Raw genomic sequence first — 25,002 nt, 5'->3', positions numbered from 1 at the left:
AGCGGAGCGCTCCCCTTATGCGCGACCAAAACAGTTCCACTCCGGAGGATGTAGCAATGGGTACGTTGATCGAGATTCGCGATCTTTCCAAGGTCTACGAACGCGGCCGGCAGAAAGTCGAGGTGTTGCATCACATCAACCTCGACATCGCCGAAGGCGATTTCCTCGCCTTGATGGGTCCGTCTGGTTCGGGCAAAACCACCCTGCTCAATCTGGTCGGCGGCCTGGATACGCCCAGCGGCGGCAGTATCGCTGTGGCCGGCCAGCGGATCGACCAGCTGGGCGCGGGCTCCCTTGCGCGCTGGCGTGCATCGAACGTCGGCTTCGTGTTCCAGTTCTACAACCTGATGCCGACCTTGAGCGCGCAGAGGAACGTGGAACTGCCGCTACTGCTGACCAAGCTTTCTGCCGCGCAGCGGCGCAAGAACGCGGCCATCGCCTTGCAACTGGTGGGACTGGCCGATCGCGCCTCGCACAAGCCGACCGAACTCTCCGGCGGTCAGCAGCAGCGCGTGGCCATTGCGCGCGCCATCGTGTCGGACCCGGCCTTGCTGGTGTGCGACGAACCTACCGGCGACCTGGATCGTCATTCGGCGGAAGAAGTACTGGGCCTGCTGCGCCAGCTCAACCGCGAACACGGCAAGACCATCGTGATGGTCACGCACGATCCGAAGGCGGCCGAATACGCCGACCACACCTTGCACCTCGACAAGGGCACGCTGGTCGAGCAGGCCACTGCATGAGGAACTGGTGATGAAATACTTTCATCTGATCTGGGCGGCGCTGTTCCGGCGCAAGACCCGCACCATCCTGACACTGGTGTCGATCACTGCTGCCTTCCTGTTGTTCGGCATGTTGGATGCCGTGCGCATCTCGTTCGACCAGGCCGGCAAGAGCGCCAATGGTGCGCAACGTTTGCAGACCGGCTCCAAGCTGTCGTTCATCCAGCCCTTGCCGCAAGGCCTGGGCGAGAAGATCGCCACCGTGCCTGGCGTAAAGTCGGTGGCGTATTCGAACTGGTTCGGTGGCGCGTATCAGGACCCGCACAACCAAGTGTTCACGTTCGCGGTGAGCGACAACTACATCGACCAATATCCGGAAGTGCAGGTTAGCGGCGATGCGCGCAAGGCGTTCACGAACACCCGCACCGGAATACTGGTGGGCGAAAAGCTGCTGGAGAAATACCACTGGAAGGTGGGGCAACAGATTCCGCTGCAATCGAATATCTTTCCGCAGCAGAACGGCAGCAAAAACTGGACTTTCGACATCGTCGGCGTGCTCCATCCCACCGACCAGAGCGTGGCCTTCTATGGCCAGATCATCCTGATGCATTGGAAGTATTTCGACGATGCAGTGATGAAGGGCTACAACAACGGTCAGGTAGGTTGGTATGTCGTGCGCGTCAACGACGTGCACCAGGCTGACCAGGTGGCCAGGGCCATCGATGCGTTGTCGGCCAATTCGGATCATGAAACACGCACCCAGACCGAAGCGGCTGCTACGGCATCGTGGATGAAGCAGCTGGCCGATATCGGCCTGATCGTGGGTTCGATCATGGGCGCGGTGTTCTTCACGCTGCTGCTGTTGACCGGCAACACCATGATGCAGGCCGTGCGTGAACGCACCTCGGAGTTGGCGGTACTCAAAACCCTGGGCTTTTCCGATCAAGGCGTGCTGGCCATGGTGCTGGCCGAATCCGTGCTGCTGGTGGTGCTTGGCGGTGTGATCGGCATTGGGCTGGCTGCGATGTTGATTCCAGGCGTCAGCGCCGGCAGTGGCGGCATGCTCAACTTGCCGACCGTCGGAGCGGACAGTTGGGGGCTAGGCGTCGGGCTGATGGTGGCCATCGGCCTGGTGGTGGGGGCGATTCCCGCGTGGCGGGCGATGCGCCTGAACATTGTCGATGCGTTGGCTGGCCGCTGACAGGAGCGAAGAACATGAAGTTCCTATTCAATCTTGGCGTGTTGTTGCTCTTGATCGCGGTGTTGTACGTGTGGGTGCACTTGCCCTGGTATGCAGTGCTTGCCTTGGTCGTCTTGTTCGCGGGGTGGATGGCGCTGACCCGGCGCGGCCGGCAGGCGGGATCGGTGACCGGCGTGGGTATCAGCACGCTCAGGCAACGCCTGGGTTCGTCATCGGTGGTGGTGATCGGCATTGCCGGCGTGGTCGGTGTACTGGTGGCGCTGCTTGCGATGGGCGAAGGCTATAGCGAAACGCTGAGCAAGACCGGTAGTGACGACACGGCCATCGTGATGCGTGGCGGCTCGGCCAGTGAGGTCAGTTCCGTGCTGAACCGCGACAGCATCGTGGTCATCGATCAAGCGGCAGGCATTGCCCGCGACAAACAGGGTAAACCCGTCGCGTCGGAGGAAATCGTGGTGGCGGCCAATCTGCCGGTCAAAGGCGGTGCTCCGGATGATGAGGGCAGCGTGCAGGTGCGCGGGGTAGGCGAGCAGGCTTGGACGTTGCGCCCGAACGCCAAGATCATCGCCGGTCGCAGCTTCCGGCCCGGTATGCGCGAGTTGGTGGTAGGGCAGGGTGCGCAGCGGCAATTTGTGGGCTTGCAACCAGGGCATGAGGTGAAGCTCGGAGCGCAAACATGGACTGTCGTCGGCGTGTTCGCTTCCGGTGATGCTTACGATTCGGAGATCTGGGGCGACGAGAATGTTGTCGCCGATACCTACCGTCGTGGCAGCAGCCGTACATCGGTGTTTGTGAAGCTTACCGATGCCAAGGCGCTGGATACCTTCAAGGCGGCACTGGCCGGGGATCCGCGTCTGCAAGTGGACGTGGACACCACGCTCAATTATTTCAGCAAGCAATCCGAGGGCATGGCCAAGGTGATGCGGGTCATGGGCATTACCGTGGGTTCGATCATGGCGATTGGTGCGATCTTCGGTGCGCTCAACACCATGTTCGCCGCCGTCGCTGTGCGTGCACGCGAAATCGCCACCTTGCGCGCGATCGGCTTTCGTGGAGTACCGGTGGTGGTGGCAGTGATGCTGGAAACCATGCTGTTGGCCCTGATCGGCGGCTTGATCGGCGGTCTGTTGGCTTGGCTGATCTTCAACGGCTTTACTGCGTCCACCCTGGCCAGCGGCACCACCGGGCAGCTTGCGTTTACCTTCAAGGTGACGCCGCTACTGCTGTGGGAGGGCTTGCAGTGGGCGCTGGCGATCGGCTTCGTCGGCGGTTTGTTTCCGGCCTTGCGCGCGGCACGCCTGCCTGTAACCACCGCCTTGCGCGAGTTGTGAGCCCGTAGTGACGCAGGCTGGACTGCAAAGCCCAGCCTGCGTCAATCGATCGCTGCCACGGCGACCGTGTTTGCGCTGCTACGCTTGATGCGGCCTATGCCCAACGACAGCAAGGCCACCACCATCAATGCGGCCATGTTGCAGCTCAGGCCCGTTGCAAAGGCGTGGTCATAGGCTTTTGCTCCGGTCTGTCCATGCAGCACGGTGTAGAACACCCCGCCGATGATCGCCACGCCCAGCGCGGCGCTGATCTGCAAGGCGGTGATGACCATGCCCGAAGCTAGTCCTGCATGCCTGGTCTCCACGCCGCTGATCACCGCTCTGATCAACGCCGGCATGGCGACGCCAAAACCAAAGCCTGCCACGGCAAGGCCTGATACGAGCGCTGCCTGCGGCAGCACGTGCAATACCGTAGTGATCAGAATGCCAAAGCCGAACGCCTGGCAAGCGCACGCCAAGGGCAACGCGCGGCGGCCCAGCGTATCGATTAAACGCGAAGCCAGCATCGAGCCGCAGAAATAGCCAATGGTGAACGGAACGGTTGCCAATCCGGCTTGCAAAGCGCTGTGCTGCAGGCCGCTTTGCAGATACACCGCATAGGTGAGGAAAAAGGATGAGGTGAGATAAATCCCCAGGGCAGCCAGCATTCCTAGCGAAAAATCGCCTTCGCCGAACAGCCGCACATCGATCAGTGGTGATCCGCCGTTCCTCGCCATACGCGCTTCGAAGCGCACGAATACGATGAACATGGCCAGCGAACCCGCCAGCATGGCGTAGGTCCACGCCGGCCAGCCTTGCTCGCGACCTTCCACTAGCGGATACACCAGCAAAGCCAAGGCGACCGACAACAACACAACACCACCCAGGTCCAGGCGATGTGCATGCTCTGCGCGTGATTCGCGCAACAGCACGAAACCTGCGACCAGGGCCGCACCGCCCACCGGCAAATTCACCAGGAAGATTAGCTGCCAGCCCATGCCCCACAGATGGCTCGACACCAGCGAGCCGCCCAGCAAGGCGCCCAGCGTTGCGGCGATTCCGAACGTGGCCGAATAAAGTCCCAGTGCACGAGGCTGTTCGGAGTGCGGAAACATCACGCGGATCGATGCCAACACTTGCGGCGCCAGGGCAGCAGCTGCCATGCCTTGCAACATGCGCCCGGCCAGCAACGCCGCAGACGACCATGCCAAGCCGCATAACAACGAGGCCAGAGTGAACCCGCCAATGCCGAGCAGGAACATGCGCCGCCGTCCGTAGAGATCCCCCAGCCGGCCGCCGGTGATCAGGAACACGGCGTAGGTGGCCGCATAAGCCGAAATCACGAACTGCAACTGCGCCGCGCTCGAATGCAAGGCGGCACGGATCGAGGGCAGCGCAACGTTCACGATGAAGAAATCCAGCGGCGGCAAAAACGCGCCCGTCAGCAAAACGGGCAAAGCCAACCAGCGCCGCGGATCGCCTGCGGCGTTTTCGGTATTCATGCCCAACTCCCATGGCAAAACCAGCTTGGCGCCCATGCTAGTTCGGTCCTAAGATAAGAGAAACTCATGGTTGTACGATTTAATCATGACAAATGAAAATGCTTACCTGCGCCGCCCGCTGGATCTGGATGCCGTCCAGGCTTTTGTGCTGGTGGCCGACCTCAACAGCTTTACCCGTGCCGCCGAGGCGATCGGTACGACCCAGTCCGCCATCAGCCTGAAGCTGAAGCGCCTGGAGGACCGTCTCGGGCATCGCTTGCTGGAACGCACACCGCGGCGCGTAAGCCTGCTGTCCGAGGGGGAGGCTTTTCTCAGTGCCGCACGCGAACTGCTGGATGCGCACGAACGAGCGCTGCATCGACGGGTCGAGGCCAGGCTCAACCTGCGCATCGGCATCAGCGATCAGGCCGCCGGCACGGATCTGCCGGCCCTGCTCGCCAAGCTGGGCGCCTACGATCGCTCGCTGTGCATGGAAGTGCGCGTGGGGGCATCGCATGGTTTGCTGGCGGCGTATGACCGCGGCGACGTGGATGTGGCGATCGTGTGCCGGGATGGCCCGCGTGGCGACGGTGAACGTCTCTTCGTGGAACCGTATGCCTGGTACTCGTTACCTGGCTTCGAGTGGGCGCCCAACGAGCCGCTGCGCATCGCTTCGCTGGCCGCGCCTTGCACGATTCGCGCGCGGGCGTTGAAAACCCTGGACGATGCGGGTGTGGCATGGACCGAAGTATTCGTTGGCGGCGGCTTGCCGGCAGTCGTGGCGGCAGCTGCGGCCGGACTGGCGGTGGCGCCATTGCCGCATCGGGTGTGTCCGCCCACCCTGGTCGACGTGGGCGAGCGCTTGAACCTGCCGCGTCTGCCGCTGACTGAAGTGATGCTGCACCACCGTGTCAGCGAACCGAGAATGCGCGGTGCAGTGCGTATCCTTGCTGCTGCATTGAGGGCGAGCGCAGCTGGGATTTAAAGGCACGCTAAGCGTGTAGGCTGGGATGACAATCCCAGCATCGCGACGCTGCGTGCATGGCAATGCTGGGATTGTCATCCCAGCGCGCCTGCGCCTAGGGCTGGACCGGCGGCACGTAAGGCAAGCTAAACCCAAGCAGCCACAGCAAGCCCAGCACCAGCGGGACATGCACTGCCAACTGGATGAAGGTGAAGCCGATGACATCGCGAGCCTTCAGGCCGAGCACGCCAAGCAGCGGCAGCATCCAGAACGGATTGATCAGGTTCGGTAGCGCTTCGGCCGCGTTGTAGACCTGCACCGCCCAGCCCAGGTGCACATGCAGATCATTGGCAGCTTGCATCACGTAGGGTGCTTCGATCAGCCACTTGCCACCGCCTGAGGGTACGAAGAAGCCGAGCACGGCGGAGTACGCGCCCATGACCAGCGGGAAGCTGTGGGTGGTAGCGATGTGCACGAACAGCCCGGATAAGCGATGGGCGAGCGTTTGCCCGTCTGCGCCTGCCGCATGCGTCAGCAGTGCGGCGATGCCGCCATACAGCGGAAACTGGATCAGCACACCGGCAGTGCTAGGCACGGCGCGCGTCACCGCGTTGAGAAAACTGCGTGGGCGCCAGTGCAGCAACAGGCCGACAGTGAGAAACAGGAGGTTGTAGGTATTGAGGTTGGCGATCGCGCTGACGGCCGGTTTGCTGGTGAATTCATGACCGAGCCAGCCCAGGCCGAGTACGCCGATCAGGATGGACAGCAGCGGGCTGTATTCCAGCCATTCGCCAGGGCGGCTGCGCGCTGGCAGGGCAGGCGTGGACATGTCTACACCACCGAAGTCCTGCACGGTGCGCGCCTGCGCGTTGGAAGGTGCTGTCAACCAGCAGATCACCAGTGACACCGCAATGAGCGCGACGGTGAGAATGACCGACTGCCACAGGAAAATCGTCTGGCTGAAAGGCAGCACGCCGGTGATGTTGAGCAGTGCCGGCGGCATGCTTTTGGGATTGGCCTGCAATTGCGCTGCAGAGGAAGAAAGGCCCATCGCCCATACCGCGCCGAGGCCCAGGTAAGCCGCCGCACCCGCTGCGCGATAGTCCATGCGCAGCTCTTCGCGTCGTGCCAGCGCCCGCACCAGCAGGCCGCCGAATACCAGCGAAAAGCCCCATGACAGCAGCGAGGCAAGCATGCTGATCAATCCCACCAGGCAGATCGCGCTGCGGCCTGTGCGCGGCACGCGCGCCAGCAAATCAATGAACCGCGCCACGACCGGAGCGCTGGCAACCACATAGCCACCGATCACCACGAAGGCCATCTGCATGGTGAAGGGAATCAGGCTCCAGAAACCGTCGCCGAATGAGTTGAACGCTGCGGTTGGCGTGGCACCGAAGCTCAGTACCGCGATGGCAACGACAGTTACTCCCAGTGCCGCGAAGACCCACGCATCGGGAAACCAGCGTTCCGCCCAGGCGGCGCTGCGCAAGGCGGCCTGGGCCATCCAGCCATCGGTTGCCTTGCCCATACGTGCATGCCTCCCTTAGCGATGACGCCATGGTGATGCGGCCGTTGGCGTAGCGGCAAGAGGCTGTGCGTCTCTTAATGCGTCCGTCGCTGCTTGGCCAAGGTAATGACCACCACGCCGAGCAAGATCACCGCCATGCCCGCCAGGTCATAGGGGCCTACCTTTTCCCCCAGCAGCAAGACGCCGAACAGCACCGCAATCGGCGGATTGACATAGGCATAGCTGGTGGCGAACGCCGGGCGTGCATGCTTGAGCGCGTAGAGGTAAGCACTGAATGCAATGAACGATCCAAACACCACCAGATAGGCCGCTGCCAAGGTGGCATGCAGGGTGGGATGGGCGGGCAGCTTCTCGCCACCCAGGGATCCTGCGGCGAGCAAGGCGATGCTTCCGCACAGCATTTGCGCGGCGGTATTCATCATGCCCGCGGGCATGTCCTGATGTTTGCTCCATACCGAACCAAAAGCCCACGCTATCGCCGCAACCAGCAAGGCTGCCGCACCGATATGCGAGCCGGATAGCGCATTGCCGAGATTCAAGACGATCACGCCGAGGAAACCAATCAGCAGTCCAATCGTCTCGCGGCGGGTCGGCCAATTCTTGTAGAGGCCGGCGAAGATCGCCGCGAACAACGGCATGCTCGCGACCACTACGGCCGAAATGCCCGAACTCACACTTTGTTCCGCGTAGCACACCAGGCCGTTGCCGAAACCCAGTAGCAGTACACCGGTGAATGCCGCATTCCGCCACTGGCGTGCGGTTGGCAGGGTGGCGCCGCGCAGGCGCAGATAGCCGAACAGCAAGCCGCCTGCGATGGCAAAGCGCAAGCCGGCCAGTAAAAACGGCGGATAGCTCTCAAGCGCAATACGGATGCCCAAATAGGTGGAACCCCAGACGATGTACAAAGCGAACATCGCCAGCGGCACCCACTTGCCGGCACGGCTTTCGTCGCCTGCCATGGCAAGCGTCTGGTTAGCGGAATCGTTCATCGGTGTGTTGGCGGGGGGGCAGGCCTAACGATACCTGCTTATCGGGCATGTAGGTTAGGGCTTGCGCGCCAGGCTACGAAGCGTGGCGCCGCCCTTCCTGCTCCAACAGGATACGCTTGCGTTCCACGCCCCAGCGCCAGCCGCCCAGCGAACCATCCTCGCGCACGATGCGATGGCAGGGCACGATCAGGGCCAGGCGATTGCTGCCGCAAGCCTGGCCGATGGCGCGCGCCGCACCCGGCTTGCCAAGCTCGGCGGCGAGTTCGCCATAGCTCTTGGTGGTGCCGGCGGGAATGCGTGTGAGCGCCTCCCACACGCGCCATTGAAATGCGGTGGCGGCGACATCGAGTGGCGGCATCTCCGGCGCTTCCCGATTGCTCCAGCCCAGTTCGCAGGCAATGCGGTCGATGACGGCGTCGAGCCATTCCTCACGTCCGTTATCGACGCGCTCGCGGACCGCTTGCGGGAATTCATCCTTCAGCCGCTGCTCCAGTTCCTGCTCGCTTGCACCCAGCGTGACGGCGCAGATGCCCTTGGCCGTCGCGGCAACTAGCAACTGTCCCAGCGGCGTGTTGGTGGTGGTGTAGCGAATATGGGCGCCGGCACCGCCGGCGCGGTAGCTGGCCGGTGTCATGCCGAGTAGACGATTGGTGTGTTCGTACACACGGCTGCCGGAACCGAAACCGGCGTCATACACCGCATCGGTCACCGCCGAGCCTTTGCGCAGGGCCGTTTTGAACTGGCCGAAGCGACGCGCCCGGTGGTATTCGGCCGGGCTCATGCCGTAACGGCGGCGAAACGCCCGTTGCAGATGGCTGGGGCTGAGCTTGGCGGCATCGGCCAGCGCCGTGAGAGTCGGAGCCTCCGTCGCACGCTCGATCAGCGCGCGCACGTGTTCCAGCGGAGCTTCAAGGGTGGCGAGGGAATTACGCATGGCAGTATCCGGAAAGGAACGTTGCCGTCAGCTTAGGTGCGCCACCCCAGTGGCGCTATCCGGATTTTGCTCAGTGGTGGGTTACGGGGCGCGAGTTATGGATCACCACGTACTCGCCCTCAAGCACTTCCGGCTGATGCGCATGCCGGGCCGCGCCTGGCACCGCAACGCGGCTGCGCTTCCACTGTCGCCATACCAGCCACAACGCGCCGCCGACGGCCAGCACGCCGGCGACGACCAACCCGAACACCATCAGCACGCCGACCACAATCAGGCCCAGCACCACGGACAAGGCCTGGGCGAGCGGGTGGCGGCGGCGGTGCAGGAGCGGGAGAACGACGCGCATGTTAAAAATCCGTATGGTAAAATCAAGGACTTACGCGTGTAACGATGAGGCCATACGGCCCATAAGGCAAGTGCCCATGGAAACAGTCACCCCGCCCCGCCGCCTCTGCCTGCTCCGCGAGATGCCCGATGGCGAGGCCGTGGCGCTGGACGTGATGCTGCCGGACGGCGAAGAAAGCGTGATTCTGCTACGTCGCGGTGATCACGTGAGTGCCTGGCTGAACATCTGCCCCCACGCCGGCCGTCGGCTGGATTGGGCACCGGGCAAGTTCCTGCTTTCCAAAGGCATGCTGGTGTGCGCAGCGCATGGGGCCTGCTTTGGCGTGGATACGGGGGAGTGCGTGAGCGGCCCATGTCGGGGCGAAAGCCTGCGGACGGTGCCGGTGCGGGTGGAGCAGGGCGAGGTGCTGCTGGACGAGTAGGCTGGGATGGCCATCCCAACCTACAAGCGCGCGTCAACCTGCTCTTTTGGCAGCACGCCCTTGATGTCATAGACCACGCCATTGGGCATAGTCAGCGCCCGCACGTCATACGCGCCACCCGCCTTGAACTGCTGGTGCGCCACCGCGAGCACTACGGCGGCGTAGCTCCCCTTCGCATCCACCTCTGACAACAAGTTCAAATCGTAGTGCTGGCGTGCTTCCTCGGCGTCCGCCCATGGATCGTGCACGTCGACGGCGGCGCCGAAGCTTTCCAGTTCCCGCACCAGCTCGACCACGCGCGTATTGCGCAGGTCCGGGCAGTTTTCCTTGAAGGTGAGGCCCAGCACCAGTACGCGGCTGCCGCGGATCGCGTGCCCCTGGCGGACCATCAGCTTGATCACTTCGGCGGCCACATGCTGGCCCATCGCATCGTTGATGCGGCGGCAGGCCAGCAGGATATCCGGGTAATAGCCGGTCGACTGGGCTTTTTGGATGAGGTAGTACGGATCAACGCCGATGCAGTGGCCGCCGACCAGTCCGGGTTGGAAGGGCAGGAAGTTCCATTTCGTGCGTGCAGCGTCGAGCACGTCCTGTGTGTCTATCCCTAAGCGATGGAAGATCAGCGCGAACTCGTTGATCAGGGCGATGTTGGCATCGCGCTGGGTGTTCTCGATCACCTTGGCAGCTTCGGCCACCTTCAGGCTTGGCGCCTTGTGCGTGCCGGCGGTGATGATGCGTGCGTACAGCGCATCGACGAAATCCGCCGCCTCCGGGGTGGAGCCTGAGGTGATCTTCGGAATCGTGGTGAGACGGCGCAGCTTGTCGCCAGGGTTGATGCGCTCGGGGCTGTAGCCCACGCTGAAATCGACGTTGAAGCGCAGATCGGAGGCGCGTTCCAGTTCCGGTACGCAGATTTCTTCGGTCGCACCCGGATAAACGGTGGATTCGTAGATCACTACGTCGCCGCGCTTGAGCACGCTGCCAACCATCTGGCTGGCGCGAATCAGCGGCGTGAAATCGGGACGCTTGTGCTCGTCCACCGGCGTAGGCACGGTGATGACGAATACGTTGCGATCGCGCAGTGCCTCCACCTCGGTGGTGAAATGCAGTTTCGTCGCCGCGGCAAGTTCTTCCGGCGAGGCTTCCTGGTTGCCGTCCGCGCCTCGCCGCAAGGCGTCCACGCGCGCGGTATCGATGTCGTAGCCCAGCGTGTCGAGGAGCCGTCCGAATGCCACGGCAAGCGGCAGGCCGACATAACCGAGTCCGATCACGGCGAGGCGAGGGTCGTGGGGGTAGGTGGTCACGGGTGTTTGATTGAGCCGCTGGAAGGACGGGCTGATGGTACAGCCCAGGTGCATCCTATCAACGGTACATAAGATTGATCGCTACCAGCGTGATTGCCAGCACGATAAACGTCAGCGGCACGCCCGCGCGCAGGAAGTCCCGGCTGCTGTAGTCGCCGGGGCCGGTGACCATCATCAGGGCGGGGTGGCCGGAACTCAGCAGGAAGGTGTTGGACGAAGACACCGCCACGATCAGCGCGTAGGCGGAAGGATTGCCACCCGTAGCCACCGCCACGCTGATCGCCACCGGCACCATCATCACCGTGGCGCCTACGTTCGACATCACTTGCGAGAACAGCAGGGTAAGGATCGCCAGCGAAAGCTGCAGGATCCACGGCGAAGCATGGCCCAGGTGCAGCAGCACTTCCTGCGCCAGCCACGCGGCCGTGCCGGTGGAATCCATCGACCAGCCCAGCGGAATCAGGCACGCGGTGACGAAGATGGTTTTCCAGTTCACCGCCTTGTAGGCCTCGTCCATGTTCAACACCCCGGACAGCAGCATGCCGATGGCGCCGGTCATCATCGCGATGGACAGGTCGAGGTTGGTGAACAGCGCCAGGCCCTTCGCCAGCAGGAAAAAGCCCACTGCCTGCCAGATCTTGTTGGGGCGCTGCTCTTCGCGGGGAATGTCGGTGACGACCACCAGGTCCTTGTCTTCGGAAGCGTCCTGCAGGGCTTTCCAACTGGAATGCAGCACCAGCGTATCGCCGGTGCGCAAACTCACGGAGCGCAAGTCGTCGCGATAGACCTGGTCGCCGCGCGTCACCGCCAACACCGAAATGCCGTAGCGCTTGCGCAAACGCAATTCACCGACCGATTGCTTGAGGAAACGCGAGCTGGGTGGAATCACCGCCTCGGAAATGCCCGCGCGTGTGGGATTGAACAGCTCGCCCAACTGGCGCATGCGTGGCGACACGCGGCACAGCTGGTTATTGGCGAAGCGATTCAGTTCCTCGCGCGGCCCGAGCACGCCGAGCACCGAGCCTACCCAGATCACCTGATCGGCCGGTGGCGCCATGCGCGCTTCGTTGCCACTCTTGATCGCCAGGATCAGCGGCGCGCCATGCAGTTGCTCCACCTCGCCGATGCTCATGCCGACCAGCGGGCTTTCGGCCGTGACGGTGAGTTCCGCGGTTTCGCCGACGATGCCGTAGGTCTCGGCGAAATAGCTTTCGGTACGGCCGGGCGTCACCTTCTGGCGCTCGTCCTCACGCTCCGGCAGCAGCTTGCTGGTGTAGAGGTAAAAGAACAGCACGCCAGCCACCGCCAGCGCCAGGCCCACCGGCGTCACGCTGAACAGCCCGAACTTCGGCACCGTCTGCGCTCCAGGCGGCAGGTTCGCGTTGGCGCTGGCGATCAGGTCATTGAGCACGATCAGCGGCGAGTTCGCGATCAGCGTGGTGTTGGTGGCGGTAAGAATGCAGAACGCCATTGGCAGCAGCAGGCGCGAGATCGGCACGCCGGTGCGTGCGGACAGGCGGCTGGTGACGGGAATCATCAGCGCGGCCAGCGCCTGGCTGGGAATCACCGCGCTGAACAGGCTAGTGACGGAGTTGATCACCAGGCCGAGCCGGGATTCCTTGCCCCGCGCCATGCGCATCACGAACTGTGCAGTCAGGCCGAGCACGCCGGCACGGTCCAGTCCGGCGCCCATGATCATGATTGCGATGATGGCGATCACGGCGTTGCCGGCGAAACCCTGGAAGACCTTTTCCGAGGGAATCAGGCCGGTCAGGCCGATCACCACCACCACCAGCAGCGCCACCATGTCGGCGCGGACCCACTCCAGCACCAGCATGACCATGGTGAAGCACACCAGCCCCAGGACCAGGATCATTTCGGGGGTAAGGGTCAGCGCCACTGTCGACTGACCCGGATGGGCTGGCAAGGCTGGATGCGGTGGGGCGGCAGTGGCTTCACGCGATGACTCATCCCTGTTTAGCGAGGAAGTATAAGCGTGCGTGCGGGCTTGCTGGTGAACCGTTGCCGCACTATGGCACCCCAATCACGCCTTTTCCGTTCCAGCTGGGACAACATCGTAGGCTGGGATGGCAATCCCAGCATCGCGCCGTTGCATGCATGGCAATGCTGGGATTGCCATCCAGCCTACGCGCGAGGGGTGCAGCGATAGAGCAGATCCCAAACCCCGTGGCCAAGCTTCAAGCCACGCCGCTCGAAGTGGGTCTCGATACGCCATGCCGGCTTCTCGGCAAACTGGCCCGGTCCCACCTCATTGCGCCAGGCCGGCGCCGCTTCCATCACTTCCAGCATGTGCTGCGCGTAAGGTTCCCAATCAGTAGCCAGATGCAGCAGTCCGCCGGGCGCCACGCGCGTAGCGAGCAGGGCGACAAAATCGGGCTGCACGATACGGCGCTTGTTGTGGCGCTTCTTGTGCCAAGGGTCGGGAAACCAGATGCGGACCTCGGCCAACGCGGCGGGAGGGATCTCATTTTCCAGCACTTCCACCGCATCGTGCTTGTACAGGCGCACATTGCCGGCGTCCCGCGCGGCCAGGGCATTCATCAGCCGGCCCACACCCGGGCCATGTACTTCCACGCCCAGATAGTCGCGCCCCAGGTCGTGCTCGCTCGCCCAGGCCAGGGCCTCGCCGTTGCCGAAGCCAATTTCCAGCACGCGTGGCGCTTGGCGGCCGAAATGAGTGTCGAAGTTCTGCGGCTTGCCACTGTAATCGATGCCGAAGCGCGCCCAGTGCATTTCGAACGCGCGCTGCTGGGCGGGCGTCATGCGGCCTTCGCGCAAGACGAAACTGCGGATCCGTCGAAGGTGGGAAGGTGCGTCGTGGTCGTCAGTCATGCTGGGCGGAGTCAGCCTATGGTCCCATCGATCGGACTTGACGCCGACGCAAAGCGCTTGCGCGGAATCCGCCCGGCGCGGAAGGCCGCGCGGCCGGCCTCGATGGCCAGCTTCATGGCGTGCGCCATCAGTACCGGATCCTTGGCCCCAGCGATGGCGGTATTCATCAGCACGCCATCGCAGCCCAGTTCCATGGCGATGGCGGCATCCGAAGCGGTACCCACGCCAGCATCGACGATGATCGGCACTTTCGCGTTCTCGATGATTTCCAGCAGGTTGTACTTGTTCTGGATACCCAGTCCCGAGCCGATCGGTGCGGCCAGCGGCATCACCGCCACACAGCCGATCTGCTCCAGCTTCTTGGCCAGAATCGGGTCGTCACTGGTATAGACCATCACCTCGAAACCGTCGGCGACCAGCTGTTCGGCGGCCTTGAGGGTTTCCACCACGTCGGGAAACAGCGTGCGCTCGTCGCCCAGCACTTCCAGTTTCACCAGTTGGTGGCCATCCAGCAGTTCGCGGGCCAGACGGCAGGTGCGCACTGCATCTACTGCGTTGTAGCAGCCGGCGGTATTGGGCAGCAGGGTGAACTCGCCCGGGGGTAACGCATCGAGCAGGTTGGGGGCGTTGGGATCCTGGCCCAGGTTCACGCGGCGGATGGCGGCGGTGACGATTTCCGCGCCGGCGGCCAGGGTGGCGCTGCGGGTTTCGTCCAGATCCTTGTATTTGCCGGTGCCAGTGAGCAGTCGCGAGCGGTAGCTCTTGCCGGCAATGACCAGGGTATCGGCGGTATCTTGAGTCTTGATATTCATGCTTGGGATTTGGGCGCGCGCGCTCAGCCGCCGCCGATGGCGTGGACGATTTCCACCTGGTCGCCTTGGCGCAGCGCGTAAGCGCCATGCTGGCTGCGCGGTACGATCTCTTGATTCACCTCCACGGCTACGCGCCGGCCGGCATAGCCGGCCTCGTGCAGCAGTTGGGTGAGGGTGAGGTTATCGCCGCAGTCGTGCGGGTGGCCGTTGAGGGTGATCTGCATCGGCCTATTGTAGCGCCGGGCCTGTGCTTTATCCCGCCAGGTAGCCAAGTGCGCCGTGTGGCAGTCGCTGGCGCACTCGGTGTAGGCATTCAGTGCTGTTGGTTGTCGTTCCTGGGTGGGGGCGCATGCTGCGGATGCGGCGCACTCTGCGGACGTGGTTGCTGCTCGGCCGGCCGAGCCATCTCCGGGCGCGGCGCGTACTGTACCGGTGGCTGGTAGCGATACGGCTGGGGCTGCATTTCGCGCGGCGCCGGCGCGTACTGGCGTGGTGCTTGCTGTTCCGGCACGTATTGATGCGCACGTTGCGCCGCTTCGAAGCGTTGCTGTTCCTGCTCGAGGGCTGCCTGCCGCTCGCGCTCTTGCTGTTGCTGCACGGATGGCTGCGGTGGCGTGTAGCGCGGCGCCTGCTGCATCGCTGGCTGTTGTGGTTCGTAGCGCGGCGCCTGCTGCACCACTGGCTCCTGTGATCGTGGGGCCTGTCGTACCTCAGGCTGCTCTGGCAGGTAATGCGGAGCCTGTTGCACCTGCTGCGCCGGCGCGAAATGCGGCACCTGCGGCAAGGCCGGTGCGGCCGGCCGCGGCGGAGCTTGTGGCTGAGGTGGCGTGCCATAGTGCGGGAAGCCTTGTCCCGAAACCACCCTGGGCGCGTTCTGCGGTTGCACGTTCAGTACATGCACATTGGAGGGCGGGGTAGCGTGGAATGCGGCGCCTGCCGCCATGGCCGGAGCCGGCGCCCGCACCGCCACTACCGGCCGATTGAACCCGGCCGCTGGCAACGGGCGTGTGTTCGCGCCACGCGGCTGGCCAAAGCTGGCCGAAGAGGGGCGTTGCATTGGTGCTGCCGCCATCACCGGAGCATGCGCGAGCTGCTGCGGGTCCACGCGGACTTGGTTGGCTTGCACGTTCCGCGCGCTGGCGAAGGCCTGCGCGGGAACCGCGGTAAAGGCATGCGGCGCGTCGCGGTTGACATAGTTCACGCCGGTGATCGGCCGGCCTGCGCGATACAGGTCGTACTGGTTATGGATGTTGTTGATCACCGTCACCTGGTTGACGTTACGCGTGATCTGGATGTTGGTGACGTTGACGTTGGTGTAGTAATTGCGCGAGGCGCGATACCACGGGTTGTACACCTCATGCGGGCCGAGCGGGAACCAGCCCACCGGACCGCCTGTACCGATACCGACGAAGGCAACCAGCGCTGGCGCGTACACCGGCCGTACGCGTGGCGGGCACGGTACCCATCCCCAGCGTTCGTGCAGATAGACCCAGCGGCCGTAGTGGTAGGGGGCGAAGCCCCACGGCATCGCATCCACCCAGGTCCAGCCCCAGGGGCCGACCCAGACCCAGTGGCCAAGGCGATAGGGCGCCCAGCCGGCGACCACGGTGGTGGGGTACCACACGGCACCGTAATCCTCCTCCTGCTGCCAATCGCCGTACTGGTTCAGGTCCTGCGAGCCGACCACGTCTGGCGATACGTATTGCGTACTGGCGGTATTGGAGTATTGCGCGTCGCGATCGTTGCACCAGGCGTCGAATTCATCGCGGCCCTCGATGTCGCTTACCGTCATGTCGTTCAACGAGGAATCGCCAAACTGGTAGCTGCGTCCGCTGAACACTTCGCGCTGGGCGTTGTTTTCGCCGTAGACGATTCCGCCCCCGTCGGACACGGTGACCGTGGTGCCGTTGCCATTGGCGCCGACGTCGACCCGGAACGTGCCAGGCTGATTGATCACCAGCGCAAGGGTTGGCGTATCGATTTCGTAGCTCGCGCCCTGGTCGATGTTGCGCACCGTGATGTTCACGGTGCCCTGCGTCAACTCGAACTGGCCGATCTGGTCGCTGAGGTTGAGTACCCCGATGTCGGTCTGGTTGCTGATGCGCAACGCGGCGCCGCCCAGTTCCAGTTCGGCGCGGGCGTCGGGTCCGCTGGACAGCTTGTCGCCATTGGTCAACGGCCGGTTCATGTCGGCGGCAGCCCATTCGGTGCCGCCCGCCGGCATCAGGCCCAGGTCGCCGGAAGTATAGGAAAGCCTCGCCACGCGGGCCGGCGGATCGCCGCCGTCACCGCCCTGGTTGTCGTCGGACTGGGCGAGCGCCAATCCGCTGCATAACAGCAGCAGAACGGCCAGGAACGCGCGCCACCCGCTCACCTGTGACACGACAGCATTGAACTTGCGCATAAGTCACTCCAGCCCGCTGCACGCGAAACGGTCGCGCCCGCCATCATCCCTGTCCGTGTAGACAATCTTGCGCGTGGATTATGAGCGCCGGCTTAGGGCAGGAATGGCCGTTGCCGACGGTTTAACTGCACGCTGTCTTTGCGTCCCTAAGGATTCCCAAAGCCGCATTCGCCGGTTACCATCGCCCGGCGTTGCGGGTGTAGCTCAATGGTAGAGCTGTAGCTTCCCAAGCTACTGACGAGGGTTCGATTCCCTTCACCCGCTCCATCCTCCCTTTTCGGTCCCCTCCGAGAGTTTCCAAACCCGACAGCGTGAGCTGACATGGCGGACGTGATCACCCTCGGTTGGCGGGAGCGATTGGCATTGCCGCAGCTCGGCATCACCACGCTCAAGGTCAAGCTCGACACCGGCGCGCGCAGCAGCGCCTTGCACGTGGACGAGTTGGAAACTTTCACCCGTGACGGACTCCCCTGGCTGCGTTTCATGGTGGGTCTCGGACGCCGCTCGGTACGGCAGGTGCAATGCGAGGCACCTGCGTGCGACCGGCGGGTGGTGGTCGACACCGGCGGCGGACGTAGCGAACGCTGGTTCATCCGCACCGAAGTGATGCTGGCCGGCGAGCGTTTCGAAGTTGACATAAATCTGACGGATCGCCGGCACATGCTGTTTCCCATGCTGTTGGGTCGCACCGCCCTGGTCGGGCGCTTCAAGGTCGACCCCGCACTGTCCTACACCCTGCCCAAGCCCTCGCACACGATGGTGCACAAGCCATGAAAATCGCGATCCTCTCGCGCAACGCGCGCTTGTATTCCACCCAGCGACTGGTCGAAGTGGCACGCGAGCGCGGGCATGTGGTGCGCGTGCTCGACCCGCTGCGCTGCTATGTGCGCATTGCGCCGGGCGAGGTCGAAATCCGCTACAAGGGCAAGGCTTTGCACGATATCGACGCAGCTATTCCACGCATCGGCACATCGAGCACGTTCTACGGCACGGCAGTGCTGCGCCAACTTGAGATGATGGGGGTGTATACGCCCAATTCCTCCGACGCCGTGCTGCGTGCTCGCGACAAGTTGCGCTGCTTGCAGATCCTTTCCGCCAAAGGTCTGGACATGCCGGTGACGGTCTTTGGGGACAACCCTGACGACACCACCGATGTGCTGGACATGTTGGGCGATCCGCCGCACGTGATCAAACTCAACGAAGGCAGCCAGGGCACCGGCGTAGTGCTGGCCGAAAAGCGCAGCGCCTCGCAGAGCGTGGTGGAGGCATTTCGCGGCCTGTACGCCAACTTCCTGGTGCAGGAGTTCATCGCCGAGGCCAAGGGCAGCGATCTGCGCTGCTTCGTGGTGGGCGGCCAGGTGGTGGCGGCGATGCAGCGTGAAGCGGTGGCGGGTGAATTCCGCGCCAACCTGCACCGTGGCGGCACCGCCGTGGCGGCAAAGCTGACCGCCGCCGAGAAGCGCATCTCGGTGGATGCCGCCCAAGCCCTTGGGTTGGGTATTGCGGGGGTCGACCTGTTGCGCTCCAAGCGCGGCCCGCTGGTGCTGGAAGTCAACGCATCGCCGGGGCTTGAGGGCATCGAGGCGGCGTCGGGCGTGAATGTGGCCGATCACATCATTCGTCATCTGGAGCGACATGCCGTGAAGGCGTCGAAACGCGCGTAGCCGCCTTCAGTGGCGGAGACAACGTGAAGGCGTGTATCACCATTAACCAAGCCGTGAGTGCCGGTTAACTACGGCGTAACCGCCCCGCCCCTATAAAGGCGTCACTGTTTGTTTGCTCGCCACTTCAAATCGCAAGTGCCACAGCAGACGACGGTATCGGGGCAGTAGCTTCAGCCCGGATGCAGCGACGCACAGTCGCCGTATCCGGGCTTTTTCTTTGCTCCGGCCCCCCCTCGCAGGCCAACGTTCAGCCTGGCGCTTAACAATTGCGCCATTCACTCGTTAAGCTTGGCCCCATCCCCGGCCTGCGCGCCGGTTGCGTAGCGGAGAGACGCATGCGCGTTCTAGTGATTGAAGATAACAGCGATATCGCGACCAACATTGGCGATTACTTGGAAGATCGCGGCCACGTCGTCGATTTCGCCGGAGATGGCGTTACCGGCCTGCATCTGGCGGTGGTGCACGACTTTGACGTTATCGTGCTCGACCTGACCCTGCCAGGCATGGATGGGCTGGACGTGGCCCGCAAGCTGCGCCACGAAGCCCACAAGCAGACCCCGGTGCTGATGCTGACCGCCCGTGACGCGCTCGAACAAAAGCTCACCGGCTTCGAATCGGGCGCCGACGACTACATGACCAAGCCCTTCGCCCTGCAGGAGCTGGCCGCACGCCTGGAAGTGCTGGCGCGCCGCGGCAAGGGCCCGCAAAGCAGGGTACTGAAGGTGGCCGACCTGACCTACAACCTGGATACGCTCACGGTGACCCGCGACGGCAAGTCCATCCAGCTCAATCCGATTGGGCTGAAGCTGCTGCAGGCGCTGATGGAAGCCAGCCCCTCGGTGGTCACCCGCCAGGATCTGGAGCAGAAGGTATGGGGCGAGGAGCTGCCCGATAGCGACAGCCTGCGGGTGCATATCCACGGCCTGCGCGCGGCGATCGACAAGCCGTTCGAAAAAGCCCTGATCCATACCAGGCACGGCATCGGTTACCGCATGGTCGATCCGGATGCAGTCCAGGCGTAAGCTGCGGTTCCGCCTGCTGATTTCCTTCGCGCTGTTCGGTTTCGGACTTAGCGCGCTGTTTGCCATGGCGTCGTTGTACGTGCGTGCCAAGGTCGAGAATCAGCTCGTCAATGCCAGCCTGCAAAGCGACGTCAACCAGGCGGTGGAGTCTACTCACGCGGACCCCAGCAAGCCGGTCGGCTCGCGGCTGATCGATGCCTGGATGTTTAGCGACCGCACCATCTACCGGGCGCCGCTGGGCTGGCAAAACCTCGCGTCCGGCGTGTACGACATGCACGACGTGGACAAGGACGGCCGTCCCCGGCATTACAAGCTGGCCGTTTCGCGCAAGTACAGCCTGATCGGCTTCATCAGTTACGACATCAGCCGCGAGGATCTGGGCAAGCGTCAACTCGTCGCATCGCTGGTCGCATCGGTCATCCTGTTCAGCTTGCTGTCGCTGGCGATCGGCATGTGGCTGTCGCGCAAGGTGCTGAAGCCCGTCACCGAGCTGGCGCGGCGTTTGCGTGATTTCCGCAAGACGGGGCGCGCCGAGCCGCTGGCGCCTTATTTTGCCGACGATGAAGTGGGTGAACTCGCCCTGGCCCTGGACGAATACTCCACGCGCCTCACGGCGATGGTCGAGCGTGACCGCGAATTCAATTCTGACGTCAGCCACGAATTGCGCACGCCATTGGCGGTGATTTCCAGCACTACCGAGCTGTTGCAAGGTTCGCCGGATCTCACCGACAAACTGCGCGAACGCCTTAAGCGCATCGAGCGCGCATCGCGCCAGGCCACGGAACTGATCGAGGCGCTCTTGCTGCTGTCTCGCGCCGAGCGCCGCGGACCGACGCGTGGCGAAATCACCGATGTGGCCAAGGTCGCTGCCGACGTGATTGAAAGCCAGCGCCCCCAGATTCGCGACAAGCCGATCGAAGTGGAGCTGACCCAGAGCGATCCGGTCACCGTCAATGCGCCGGCGTCCGTCTTGTCCGTGGCGCTTACCAACCTGATCGGCAACGCGATCAAGTACACGCTGGAAGGCCGGGTGACGGTGCAGGTGGAAAAAGGGCGCATCGAGGTAATCGATACCGGCCCCGGCATCAAGCCCGAGGATGCCGAACGGCTGTTTCAGCGTGGCGTGCGTGGCGAAGGTGCCGGTGGCAGTGGCGCCGGCTTGGGGCTGGCGATCGTGCGACGGTTGTGCGAACTGTACGGTTGGGATGTTTCGATCAGGCCGCGTACGGATGCCAATGGGGCGATTGCCAGCATCGTGTTCGAGCGCTGAGGTTGGGGTGTACCCCAACGGCCCCGGTTTGGCTCTCGCACGAATCCTGCACGGTTGCGACATGCAACAACAATGCGACGATAAAAGGGGGCAGTTGGGGGCACCCCCCAACCCGCCTCAGCACTCGATTACGTTGACCGCCAACCCGCCCCGCGACGTTTCCTTGTACTTGTCCTTCATATCAAGCCCAGTGTCGCGCATGGTCTTGATCACCTTGTCGAGCGATACGCGGTGCTTGCCGTCGCTTTTCAGCGCCATGCGGCTGGCGTTGATGGCCTTGACTGCGCCCATGGCATTGCGCTCGATGCAGGGAATCTGCACCAGGCCGCCGATCGGGTCGCAGGTGAGGCCGAGGTTGTGTTCCATGCCGATCTCGGCAGCATTTTCGATCTGGTGGATGCTGCCGCCCAGCGCCGCGGTAAGGCCACCGGCGGCCATCGAGCAAGCCACGCCCACTTCGCCCTGGCAGCCGACTTCCGCACCTGAAATCGACGCGTTCTCCTTGTAGAGGATGCCGACTGCCGCCGCGGTGAGCAGGAAGTCGACTACGCCGTGTTCGTCGGACTTGGGGCAGAAGCGATGGTAGTAATGCAGCACGGCCGGCACGATGCCTGCGGCGCCGTTGGTGGGGGCCGTAACAACGCGTCCGCCGGCGGCGTTTTCCTCGTTCACAGCAAGCGCATAGAGGTTCACCCAGTCGAGGATGGTGAGCGGGTCCTTGAGCGAGGCTTCGGGCTGGTTGCGCAGTTCGGCCGCCATGGCTGGCGCGCGGCGCGCCACCTTGAGGCCGCCGGGGAGCGTGCCGGGCGAGCGCAGGCCGCGCTCGACGCAGCCTTGCATGGCCTTCCAGATGGTCAGCAGGCCTGCGCGCACTTCCGCTTCGGTGCGCCAGACCTTCTCGTTTTCCATCATCAGCTGGGCGATGCTCAGGCCGTGCTGCTCGCACAAGGCCAGCAGTTGCTCACCGGTGTGGAAAGGATAGGGCTGTTCGGTGGTGTCGGCGACGATACGGTCTTCCGCCGCCTCATCGTGGTTGACCACGAAGCCCCCGCCTACGGAGTAGTAATCGCGCGTGGCCAACTCGTGGCCTTCGGCATCGTAGGCGGTAAAGCGCATGCCGTTGGTGTGAAACGGCAATTTCTGGCGCTTGTTGAACACCAGGTCGCGCTTTTCGTCGAACTCGACCTCGTGCTTGCCCAGCACCTGCAGGCGGTGGGTGGTGCGCACGCGCTTGAGGATCTCGGGAATCAGGTCAGGATCGACCGTATCGGGATGTTCGCCCTCGAAGCCGAGAATGACGGCCTTGTCGGTCCCGTGTCCCCGGCCGGTCATCGCCAGTGATCCGTACAGCTCCGCGCGCACGCGCGCTACGCGATCCAGCACGCCCTTTTCTTCCAGCCAGCGTTCCGAAAAGCGGGCGGCCGCTCGCATGGGGCCCACGGTATGGGAGGAAGATGGGCCAATGCCGATCTTGAAGATATCGAAAGCGCTGACAGCCATGGGTCGCTGCGGTGACGGGGATGAACCGGCTATTCTACGCGGGCGTCACCGCCGGAGCATTCTGCACTCGCACGTATGGCCGATTTCGTGCTTTATCAACGCGATTACTGTCACCTGTGCGACCGCGCGCTGGCGGTGCTGGCCGAGGCGCGCGTGCCGGATTTCGACAGTGTGTGGGTGGATGACAGCAAAGAGCTGGAGGGGCGCTACGGCACCCGCGTTCCGGTTTTATGCGATGTACGCAACGGGCGTGAGCTGGATTGGCCGTTCGACGCGGCGACGGTAACGCATTGGCTGACTGCCGCTGGGGCGTAGGCTGGGATGAGAATCCCAGCGCTGCGAAGCGGCGGACATGGCAATGCCGGGATTCTCATCCCGGCCTACTTTGCGCCGAGCACCAGATGCGCTGTGACCTTCACGTCCGGCCCAATCACCGACGTATCCGCGTACTGCCCGCCGCCTACGCCGAAATCCAGTCGCTTCAGCGTGCCGGTAACATCCAGCGTGGCGCCGTTGCCTTGCGGTTTGAATACCACGTTCAAGCTGACCGGCTTGGTGACTCCGCGTAGCGTAAGCATGCCGTCGGCAACCACCTGACTGCCTTGTTGATGGAAGGCGGTGGTGACGAAGTGCGCCTGGGGGTACTTGGCGGTGTTGAAGAAATCCGGTCCGGGCAGGGCGCTGTCGCGGTCGTTGTCACCGGTCTTGGCGCTGGCCAGATCGACCGTCACGTCGAACTTGGATGAAGCGAGCTTGACCGAGTCATAGCTGATCGCGGCCGTCCATTGGTTGAAGCGGCCATCGAAGCTGCTGCCCTGGAAGTTGCTGGTGAAGCCCAGCGTGCTGCCCGATTGCACTTTGTAATCGGCCCCGCTGGCGATGCACGGCGCGGCCAATGCAAGCAGCAGTGCAAGGGAGTAGGTGCGGATTTTCATGGAGACTCTCCTGAGGTTGCCTTGCCCAGGCGTGCGAACGGCAGCATGCGCCGCAATACGTTGTCCTGGTCGAAGAAATGATGCTTGAGGGCGCCGCCGACATGCCCAACCAGCACGAGCAGCAACACATAGAACAGCCATTCATGGACTTCGCCGGCGACGTGCGACAGATCGTCGTTCCTTGCTGCCAGCGCAGGCAGGTTGAACCATTTGAACCACTGCAACGGATAGCCATGCAATGAATTGAACAGCCAGCCGCTCAGCGGCATCGCAAGAATGAATCCATACAGCAGTGCATGCGTGGCGTGCGCGACGATACGCTGCCAGCGTGGCATGGGTTCGTCCGGCGGCGCACCGTCAAACAGGCGCCAGGCCAGGCGCAGCGCGAACAACGCCAGAATCGTCAAGCCGATCGACTTGTGCAGGGCGTAAATATTGATCTTGCTCATCGAGGGCGACATGCCGGTCATCAGCAGGCCCCATATGCCATTGCCTAGGATCCCCAAGGCCACGATCCAGTGAAAGAACTTCGCGACCGATCCCCAGCGGCGGCCGTCGGTGCGCAAACTCATGGATGCTCCTTGTCGTCGTTGCCGGAACTGTCGCGAATGCCTTCAAGTTCCAGCCAGATCGCCACGTTGTGACCCACCGCATTGGGGAAGCCACGGATACCGAACGCCGTGCGGTCGAGCGTGGCCGTGGCGGAAAAGCCGGCTACCGTGTGCATGCCGTAGATCGTCTTGCCGAGGCGATTGACGCGGAACGGGATATCGATCGGCTGACTGACGCCGTGCATGGTGAGCGTGCCATGCAGCTCACCATGGGTATCGTCCTTGCGTTCCACCGCGGTGCTGACGAAATGCGCGGTCGGGTACTTTTTGCAGTCGAGCAGCGAGGCTTTGCATGCAGCATCGTTCCAGGCAGCGTCCCCCATGTCCAGGCCACGCATGTCGATATCCAGTTCCGTGCTGGATTTGGACCAGTCCTCGGGATCGAAACGTAGCGAACCCTGGGTGATGTGCAGCCGTCCCAACGGCCGTGAGAAACCATCGTGGTCGATGCTGAAGACGATCTGGCTATGCACCGTGTCGTAGCGATAACTGCTCGCAGCCGCGAGCGCGGATGGCACGAGCAGACAGCCAAAACATGACGTCAGCAGCAGATTGGCGGCCCGGCGTAGGTTCATCCTGGAAGTCTGGCGGAATCCTGGTGGTTCTGCCAGCGCGTGGACAGAAACGGATTGTTGCGCTGCCATGAACAGCACGTGCGGGAGCCGGATGGATTTGGCATGATCGCCTCTTGCGGGGCATTAACAGGGTGGGCTCCGCTTGACGTACCTGAG

At 63.3% G+C, this 25,002-nt stretch carries 25 protein-coding genes and 1 tRNA gene; 11 read left to right on the top strand and 15 right to left on the bottom strand.

The genetic code is table 11. The features are described from left to right. Nucleotides 1-56: 56 nt before the first annotated feature. The 3 genes from QQJ96_RS20630 to QQJ96_RS20620 are packed head-to-tail and all read left to right on the top strand — an operon-like array spanning nucleotide 57 to nucleotide 3,254. Complete coding sequence (locus QQJ96_RS20630; RefSeq protein WP_284334045.1) at nucleotides 57-743, top strand: ABC transporter ATP-binding protein; 687 nt, start codon at nucleotides 57-59, stop codon at nucleotides 741-743. Nucleotides 744-753: 10 nt separating this feature from the next. Then, complete coding sequence (locus QQJ96_RS20625) at nucleotides 754-1,923, top strand: ABC transporter permease (protein WP_284333912.1); 1,170 nt, start codon at nucleotides 754-756, stop codon at nucleotides 1,921-1,923. Nucleotides 1,924-1,937: 14 nt separating this feature from the next. Beyond that, nucleotides 1,938-3,254: an ABC transporter permease gene (locus QQJ96_RS20620; protein WP_284333911.1), complete on the top strand. Its 1,317-nt coding sequence runs from the start codon at nucleotides 1,938-1,940 to the stop codon at nucleotides 3,252-3,254. Nucleotides 3,255-3,295: 41 nt separating this feature from the next. Here QQJ96_RS20620 and QQJ96_RS20615 read toward each other — a convergent pair whose 3' ends face one another. After that, nucleotides 3,296-4,735, bottom strand: a complete 1,440-nt coding sequence (locus tag QQJ96_RS20615) for an MFS transporter (protein WP_284333910.1) — start codon at nucleotides 4,733-4,735, stop codon at nucleotides 3,296-3,298. An 85-nt stretch (nucleotides 4,736-4,820) separates the two neighbouring features. Between QQJ96_RS20615 and QQJ96_RS20610 the strand changes: the two genes are divergently transcribed. Continuing rightward, on the top strand, nucleotides 4,821-5,699 hold the full coding sequence (locus tag QQJ96_RS20610) for a LysR family transcriptional regulator (protein ID WP_284333909.1): 879 nt from the start codon (nucleotides 4,821-4,823) through the stop codon (nucleotides 5,697-5,699). Nucleotides 5,700-5,793: 94 nt separating this feature from the next. On the opposite strand, the gene QQJ96_RS20605 is transcribed toward QQJ96_RS20610, so the two are convergent. The 4 genes from QQJ96_RS20605 to QQJ96_RS20590 form a co-directional block, all read right to left on the bottom strand. Then, nucleotides 5,794-7,182: a short-chain fatty acid transporter gene (locus tag QQJ96_RS20605; RefSeq protein ID WP_284334044.1), complete on the bottom strand. Its 1,389-nt coding sequence runs from the start codon at nucleotides 7,180-7,182 to the stop codon at nucleotides 5,794-5,796. 98 nt (nucleotides 7,183-7,280) lie between these two features. Continuing rightward, nucleotides 7,281-8,165, bottom strand: coding sequence for a drug/metabolite exporter YedA (yedA, locus tag QQJ96_RS20600; protein WP_284334043.1), 885 nt, complete (start codon nucleotides 8,163-8,165; stop codon nucleotides 7,281-7,283). A 103-nt stretch (nucleotides 8,166-8,268) separates the two neighbouring features. Further along, nucleotides 8,269-9,129, bottom strand: a complete 861-nt coding sequence (locus tag QQJ96_RS20595; protein ID WP_284333908.1) for a methylated-DNA--[protein]-cysteine S-methyltransferase — start codon at nucleotides 9,127-9,129, stop codon at nucleotides 8,269-8,271. Between the two features lie 70 nt (nucleotides 9,130-9,199). After that, nucleotides 9,200-9,475, bottom strand: a complete 276-nt coding sequence (locus QQJ96_RS20590; RefSeq protein WP_284333907.1) for a hypothetical protein — start codon at nucleotides 9,473-9,475, stop codon at nucleotides 9,200-9,202. 76 nt (nucleotides 9,476-9,551) lie between these two features. On the opposite strand from QQJ96_RS20590, the gene QQJ96_RS20585 reads away from it, so the two are divergent. Beyond that, nucleotides 9,552-9,896: a Rieske (2Fe-2S) protein gene (locus QQJ96_RS20585; RefSeq protein ID WP_284333906.1), complete on the top strand. Its 345-nt coding sequence runs from the start codon at nucleotides 9,552-9,554 to the stop codon at nucleotides 9,894-9,896. Nucleotides 9,897-9,916: 20 nt separating this feature from the next. On the opposite strand, the gene QQJ96_RS20580 is transcribed toward QQJ96_RS20585, so the two are convergent. The 6 genes from QQJ96_RS20580 to QQJ96_RS20555 form a co-directional block, all read right to left on the bottom strand. Further along, a complete protein-coding gene (locus QQJ96_RS20580) occupies nucleotides 9,917-11,200 on the bottom strand; it encodes a nucleotide sugar dehydrogenase (protein ID WP_284333905.1) in 1,284 nt (427 codons plus the stop codon). Between the two features lie 58 nt (nucleotides 11,201-11,258). Then, nucleotides 11,259-13,076, bottom strand: a complete 1,818-nt coding sequence (locus QQJ96_RS20575; RefSeq protein WP_284334042.1) for an SLC13 family permease — start codon at nucleotides 13,074-13,076, stop codon at nucleotides 11,259-11,261. A gap of 269 nt (nucleotides 13,077-13,345) precedes the next feature. Beyond that, nucleotides 13,346-14,053, bottom strand: coding sequence for a tRNA (guanosine(46)-N7)-methyltransferase TrmB (gene trmB, locus QQJ96_RS20570; protein ID WP_284333904.1), 708 nt, complete (start codon nucleotides 14,051-14,053; stop codon nucleotides 13,346-13,348). 11 nt (nucleotides 14,054-14,064) lie between these two features. After that, nucleotides 14,065-14,865 carry a thiazole synthase gene (locus QQJ96_RS20565; protein ID WP_284333903.1) on the bottom strand — a complete coding sequence of 267 codons (801 nt, stop codon included), beginning with the start codon at nucleotides 14,863-14,865 and terminating at the stop codon, nucleotides 14,065-14,067. Between the two features lie 23 nt (nucleotides 14,866-14,888). Continuing rightward, on the bottom strand, nucleotides 14,889-15,089 hold the full coding sequence (thiS, locus tag QQJ96_RS20560) for a sulfur carrier protein ThiS (protein ID WP_284333902.1): 201 nt from the start codon (nucleotides 15,087-15,089) through the stop codon (nucleotides 14,889-14,891). Between the two features lie 89 nt (nucleotides 15,090-15,178). Further along, entirely contained in the window at nucleotides 15,179-17,269 is a 2,091-nt protein-coding gene (locus QQJ96_RS20555; protein WP_284333901.1) for a DUF6600 domain-containing protein, read from the bottom strand. 193 nt (nucleotides 17,270-17,462) lie between these two features. On the opposite strand from QQJ96_RS20555, the gene QQJ96_RS20550 reads away from it, so the two are divergent. From QQJ96_RS20550 to QQJ96_RS20530, 5 genes are all read left to right on the top strand, one after another. After that, nucleotides 17,463-17,536: transfer RNA gene (locus QQJ96_RS20550), tRNA-Gly, on the top strand. A 54-nt stretch (nucleotides 17,537-17,590) separates the two neighbouring features. After that, entirely contained in the window at nucleotides 17,591-18,043 is a 453-nt protein-coding gene (locus QQJ96_RS20545; protein WP_284333900.1) for an ATP-dependent zinc protease family protein, read from the top strand. After that, nucleotides 18,040-18,933: a 30S ribosomal protein S6--L-glutamate ligase gene (rimK, locus tag QQJ96_RS20540; RefSeq protein ID WP_284333899.1), complete on the top strand. Its 894-nt coding sequence runs from the start codon at nucleotides 18,040-18,042 to the stop codon at nucleotides 18,931-18,933. The genes QQJ96_RS20545 and rimK overlap by 4 nt, the downstream gene beginning before the upstream one ends. A 335-nt stretch (nucleotides 18,934-19,268) precedes the next feature. After that, entirely contained in the window at nucleotides 19,269-19,955 is a 687-nt protein-coding gene (locus tag QQJ96_RS20535) for a response regulator transcription factor (RefSeq protein WP_115494911.1), read from the top strand. After that, nucleotides 19,939-21,225 (top strand): sensor histidine kinase, encoded by a 1,287-nt coding sequence (locus QQJ96_RS20530; RefSeq protein ID WP_284333898.1) that lies wholly within the window; start codon nucleotides 19,939-19,941, stop codon nucleotides 21,223-21,225. The genes QQJ96_RS20535 and QQJ96_RS20530 overlap by 17 nt, the downstream gene beginning before the upstream one ends. 117 nt (nucleotides 21,226-21,342) lie before the next feature. On the opposite strand, the gene QQJ96_RS20525 is transcribed toward QQJ96_RS20530, so the two are convergent. Continuing rightward, the gene (locus QQJ96_RS20525; protein ID WP_284333897.1) at nucleotides 21,343-22,725 is read right to left on the bottom strand and encodes an L-serine ammonia-lyase; all 1,383 of its coding nucleotides are present in this window, start codon (nucleotides 22,723-22,725) and stop codon (nucleotides 21,343-21,345) included. A 75-nt stretch (nucleotides 22,726-22,800) separates the two neighbouring features. On the opposite strand from QQJ96_RS20525, the gene QQJ96_RS20520 reads away from it, so the two are divergent. Further along, a complete protein-coding gene (locus tag QQJ96_RS20520) occupies nucleotides 22,801-23,040 on the top strand; it encodes a glutaredoxin family protein (RefSeq protein WP_284333896.1) in 240 nt (79 codons plus the stop codon). A gap of 65 nt (nucleotides 23,041-23,105) precedes the next feature. On the opposite strand, the gene QQJ96_RS20515 is transcribed toward QQJ96_RS20520, so the two are convergent. From QQJ96_RS20515 to QQJ96_RS20505, 3 genes are read right to left on the bottom strand one after another with little or no spacing between them, the layout of a single operon-like run. Further along, nucleotides 23,106-23,660 (bottom strand): YceI family protein, encoded by a 555-nt coding sequence (locus tag QQJ96_RS20515; RefSeq protein ID WP_284333895.1) that lies wholly within the window; start codon nucleotides 23,658-23,660, stop codon nucleotides 23,106-23,108. Continuing rightward, nucleotides 23,657-24,232 (bottom strand): cytochrome b, encoded by a 576-nt coding sequence (locus QQJ96_RS20510; protein ID WP_284333894.1) that lies wholly within the window; start codon nucleotides 24,230-24,232, stop codon nucleotides 23,657-23,659. Before QQJ96_RS20510 ends, QQJ96_RS20515 begins: the two co-directional genes overlap by 4 nt. Further along, on the bottom strand, nucleotides 24,229-24,846 hold the full coding sequence (locus QQJ96_RS20505) for a YceI family protein (protein ID WP_284333893.1): 618 nt from the start codon (nucleotides 24,844-24,846) through the stop codon (nucleotides 24,229-24,231). The genes QQJ96_RS20510 and QQJ96_RS20505 overlap by 4 nt, the downstream gene beginning before the upstream one ends. Nucleotides 24,847-25,002: the final 156 nt, after the last annotated feature.

Source organism: Dyella flagellata, assembly GCF_030160275.1.
Lineage (GTDB): Bacteria > Pseudomonadota > Gammaproteobacteria > Xanthomonadales > Rhodanobacteraceae > Dyella_B > Dyella_B flagellata.
The sequence above is the reverse complement of the archived record's forward strand: the minus strand, read 5'-3'. Positions and strand labels throughout refer to the sequence as shown.

What these genes read in the sequence shown, in the direction of transcription:
- QQJ96_RS20630 (WP_284334045.1), top strand. Translation starts at nt 57, where the DNA reads ATGGGTACGTTGATCGAGATTCGCGATCTTTCCAAGGTCTACGAACGC.
- QQJ96_RS20625 (WP_284333912.1), top strand. Translation starts at nt 754, where the DNA reads ATGAAATACTTTCATCTGATCTGGGCGGCGCTGTTCCGGCGCAAGACC.
- QQJ96_RS20620 (WP_284333911.1), top strand. Translation starts at nt 1,938, where the DNA reads ATGAAGTTCCTATTCAATCTTGGCGTGTTGTTGCTCTTGATCGCGGTG.
- QQJ96_RS20615 (WP_284333910.1), bottom strand. Translation starts at nt 4,735, where the DNA reads ATGAATACCGAAAACGCCGCAGGCGATCCGCGGCGCTGGTTGGCTTTG.
- QQJ96_RS20610 (WP_284333909.1), top strand. Translation starts at nt 4,821, where the DNA reads ATGACAAATGAAAATGCTTACCTGCGCCGCCCGCTGGATCTGGATGCC.
- QQJ96_RS20605 (WP_284334044.1), bottom strand. Translation starts at nt 7,182, where the DNA reads ATGGCCCAGGCCGCCTTGCGCAGCGCCGCCTGGGCGGAACGCTGGTTT.
- yedA (WP_284334043.1), bottom strand. Translation starts at nt 8,165, where the DNA reads ATGGCAGGCGACGAAAGCCGTGCCGGCAAGTGGGTGCCGCTGGCGATG.
- QQJ96_RS20595 (WP_284333908.1), bottom strand. Translation starts at nt 9,129, where the DNA reads ATGCGTAATTCCCTCGCCACCCTTGAAGCTCCGCTGGAACACGTGCGC.
- QQJ96_RS20590 (WP_284333907.1), bottom strand. Translation starts at nt 9,475, where the DNA reads ATGCGCGTCGTTCTCCCGCTCCTGCACCGCCGCCGCCACCCGCTCGCC.
- QQJ96_RS20585 (WP_284333906.1), top strand. Translation starts at nt 9,552, where the DNA reads ATGGAAACAGTCACCCCGCCCCGCCGCCTCTGCCTGCTCCGCGAGATG.
- QQJ96_RS20575 (WP_284334042.1), bottom strand. Translation starts at nt 13,076, where the DNA reads ATGATCCTGGTCCTGGGGCTGGTGTGCTTCACCATGGTCATGCTGGTG.
- trmB (WP_284333904.1), bottom strand. Translation starts at nt 14,053, where the DNA reads ATGACTGACGACCACGACGCACCTTCCCACCTTCGACGGATCCGCAGT.
- QQJ96_RS20565 (WP_284333903.1), bottom strand. Translation starts at nt 14,865, where the DNA reads ATGAATATCAAGACTCAAGATACCGCCGATACCCTGGTCATTGCCGGC.
- thiS (WP_284333902.1), bottom strand. Translation starts at nt 15,089, where the DNA reads ATGCAGATCACCCTCAACGGCCACCCGCACGACTGCGGCGATAACCTC.
- QQJ96_RS20555 (WP_284333901.1), bottom strand. Translation starts at nt 17,269, where the DNA reads ATGCGCAAGTTCAATGCTGTCGTGTCACAGGTGAGCGGGTGGCGCGCG.
- QQJ96_RS20545 (WP_284333900.1), top strand. Translation starts at nt 17,591, where the DNA reads ATGGCGGACGTGATCACCCTCGGTTGGCGGGAGCGATTGGCATTGCCG.
- rimK (WP_284333899.1), top strand. Translation starts at nt 18,040, where the DNA reads ATGAAAATCGCGATCCTCTCGCGCAACGCGCGCTTGTATTCCACCCAG.
- QQJ96_RS20535 (WP_115494911.1), top strand. Translation starts at nt 19,269, where the DNA reads ATGCGCGTTCTAGTGATTGAAGATAACAGCGATATCGCGACCAACATT.
- QQJ96_RS20530 (WP_284333898.1), top strand. Translation starts at nt 19,939, where the DNA reads ATGCAGTCCAGGCGTAAGCTGCGGTTCCGCCTGCTGATTTCCTTCGCG.
- QQJ96_RS20525 (WP_284333897.1), bottom strand. Translation starts at nt 22,725, where the DNA reads ATGGCTGTCAGCGCTTTCGATATCTTCAAGATCGGCATTGGCCCATCT.
- QQJ96_RS20520 (WP_284333896.1), top strand. Translation starts at nt 22,801, where the DNA reads ATGGCCGATTTCGTGCTTTATCAACGCGATTACTGTCACCTGTGCGAC.
- QQJ96_RS20515 (WP_284333895.1), bottom strand. Translation starts at nt 23,660, where the DNA reads ATGAAAATCCGCACCTACTCCCTTGCACTGCTGCTTGCATTGGCCGCG.
- QQJ96_RS20510 (WP_284333894.1), bottom strand. Translation starts at nt 24,232, where the DNA reads ATGAGTTTGCGCACCGACGGCCGCCGCTGGGGATCGGTCGCGAAGTTC.
- QQJ96_RS20505 (WP_284333893.1), bottom strand. Translation starts at nt 24,846, where the DNA reads ATGAACCTACGCCGGGCCGCCAATCTGCTGCTGACGTCATGTTTTGGC.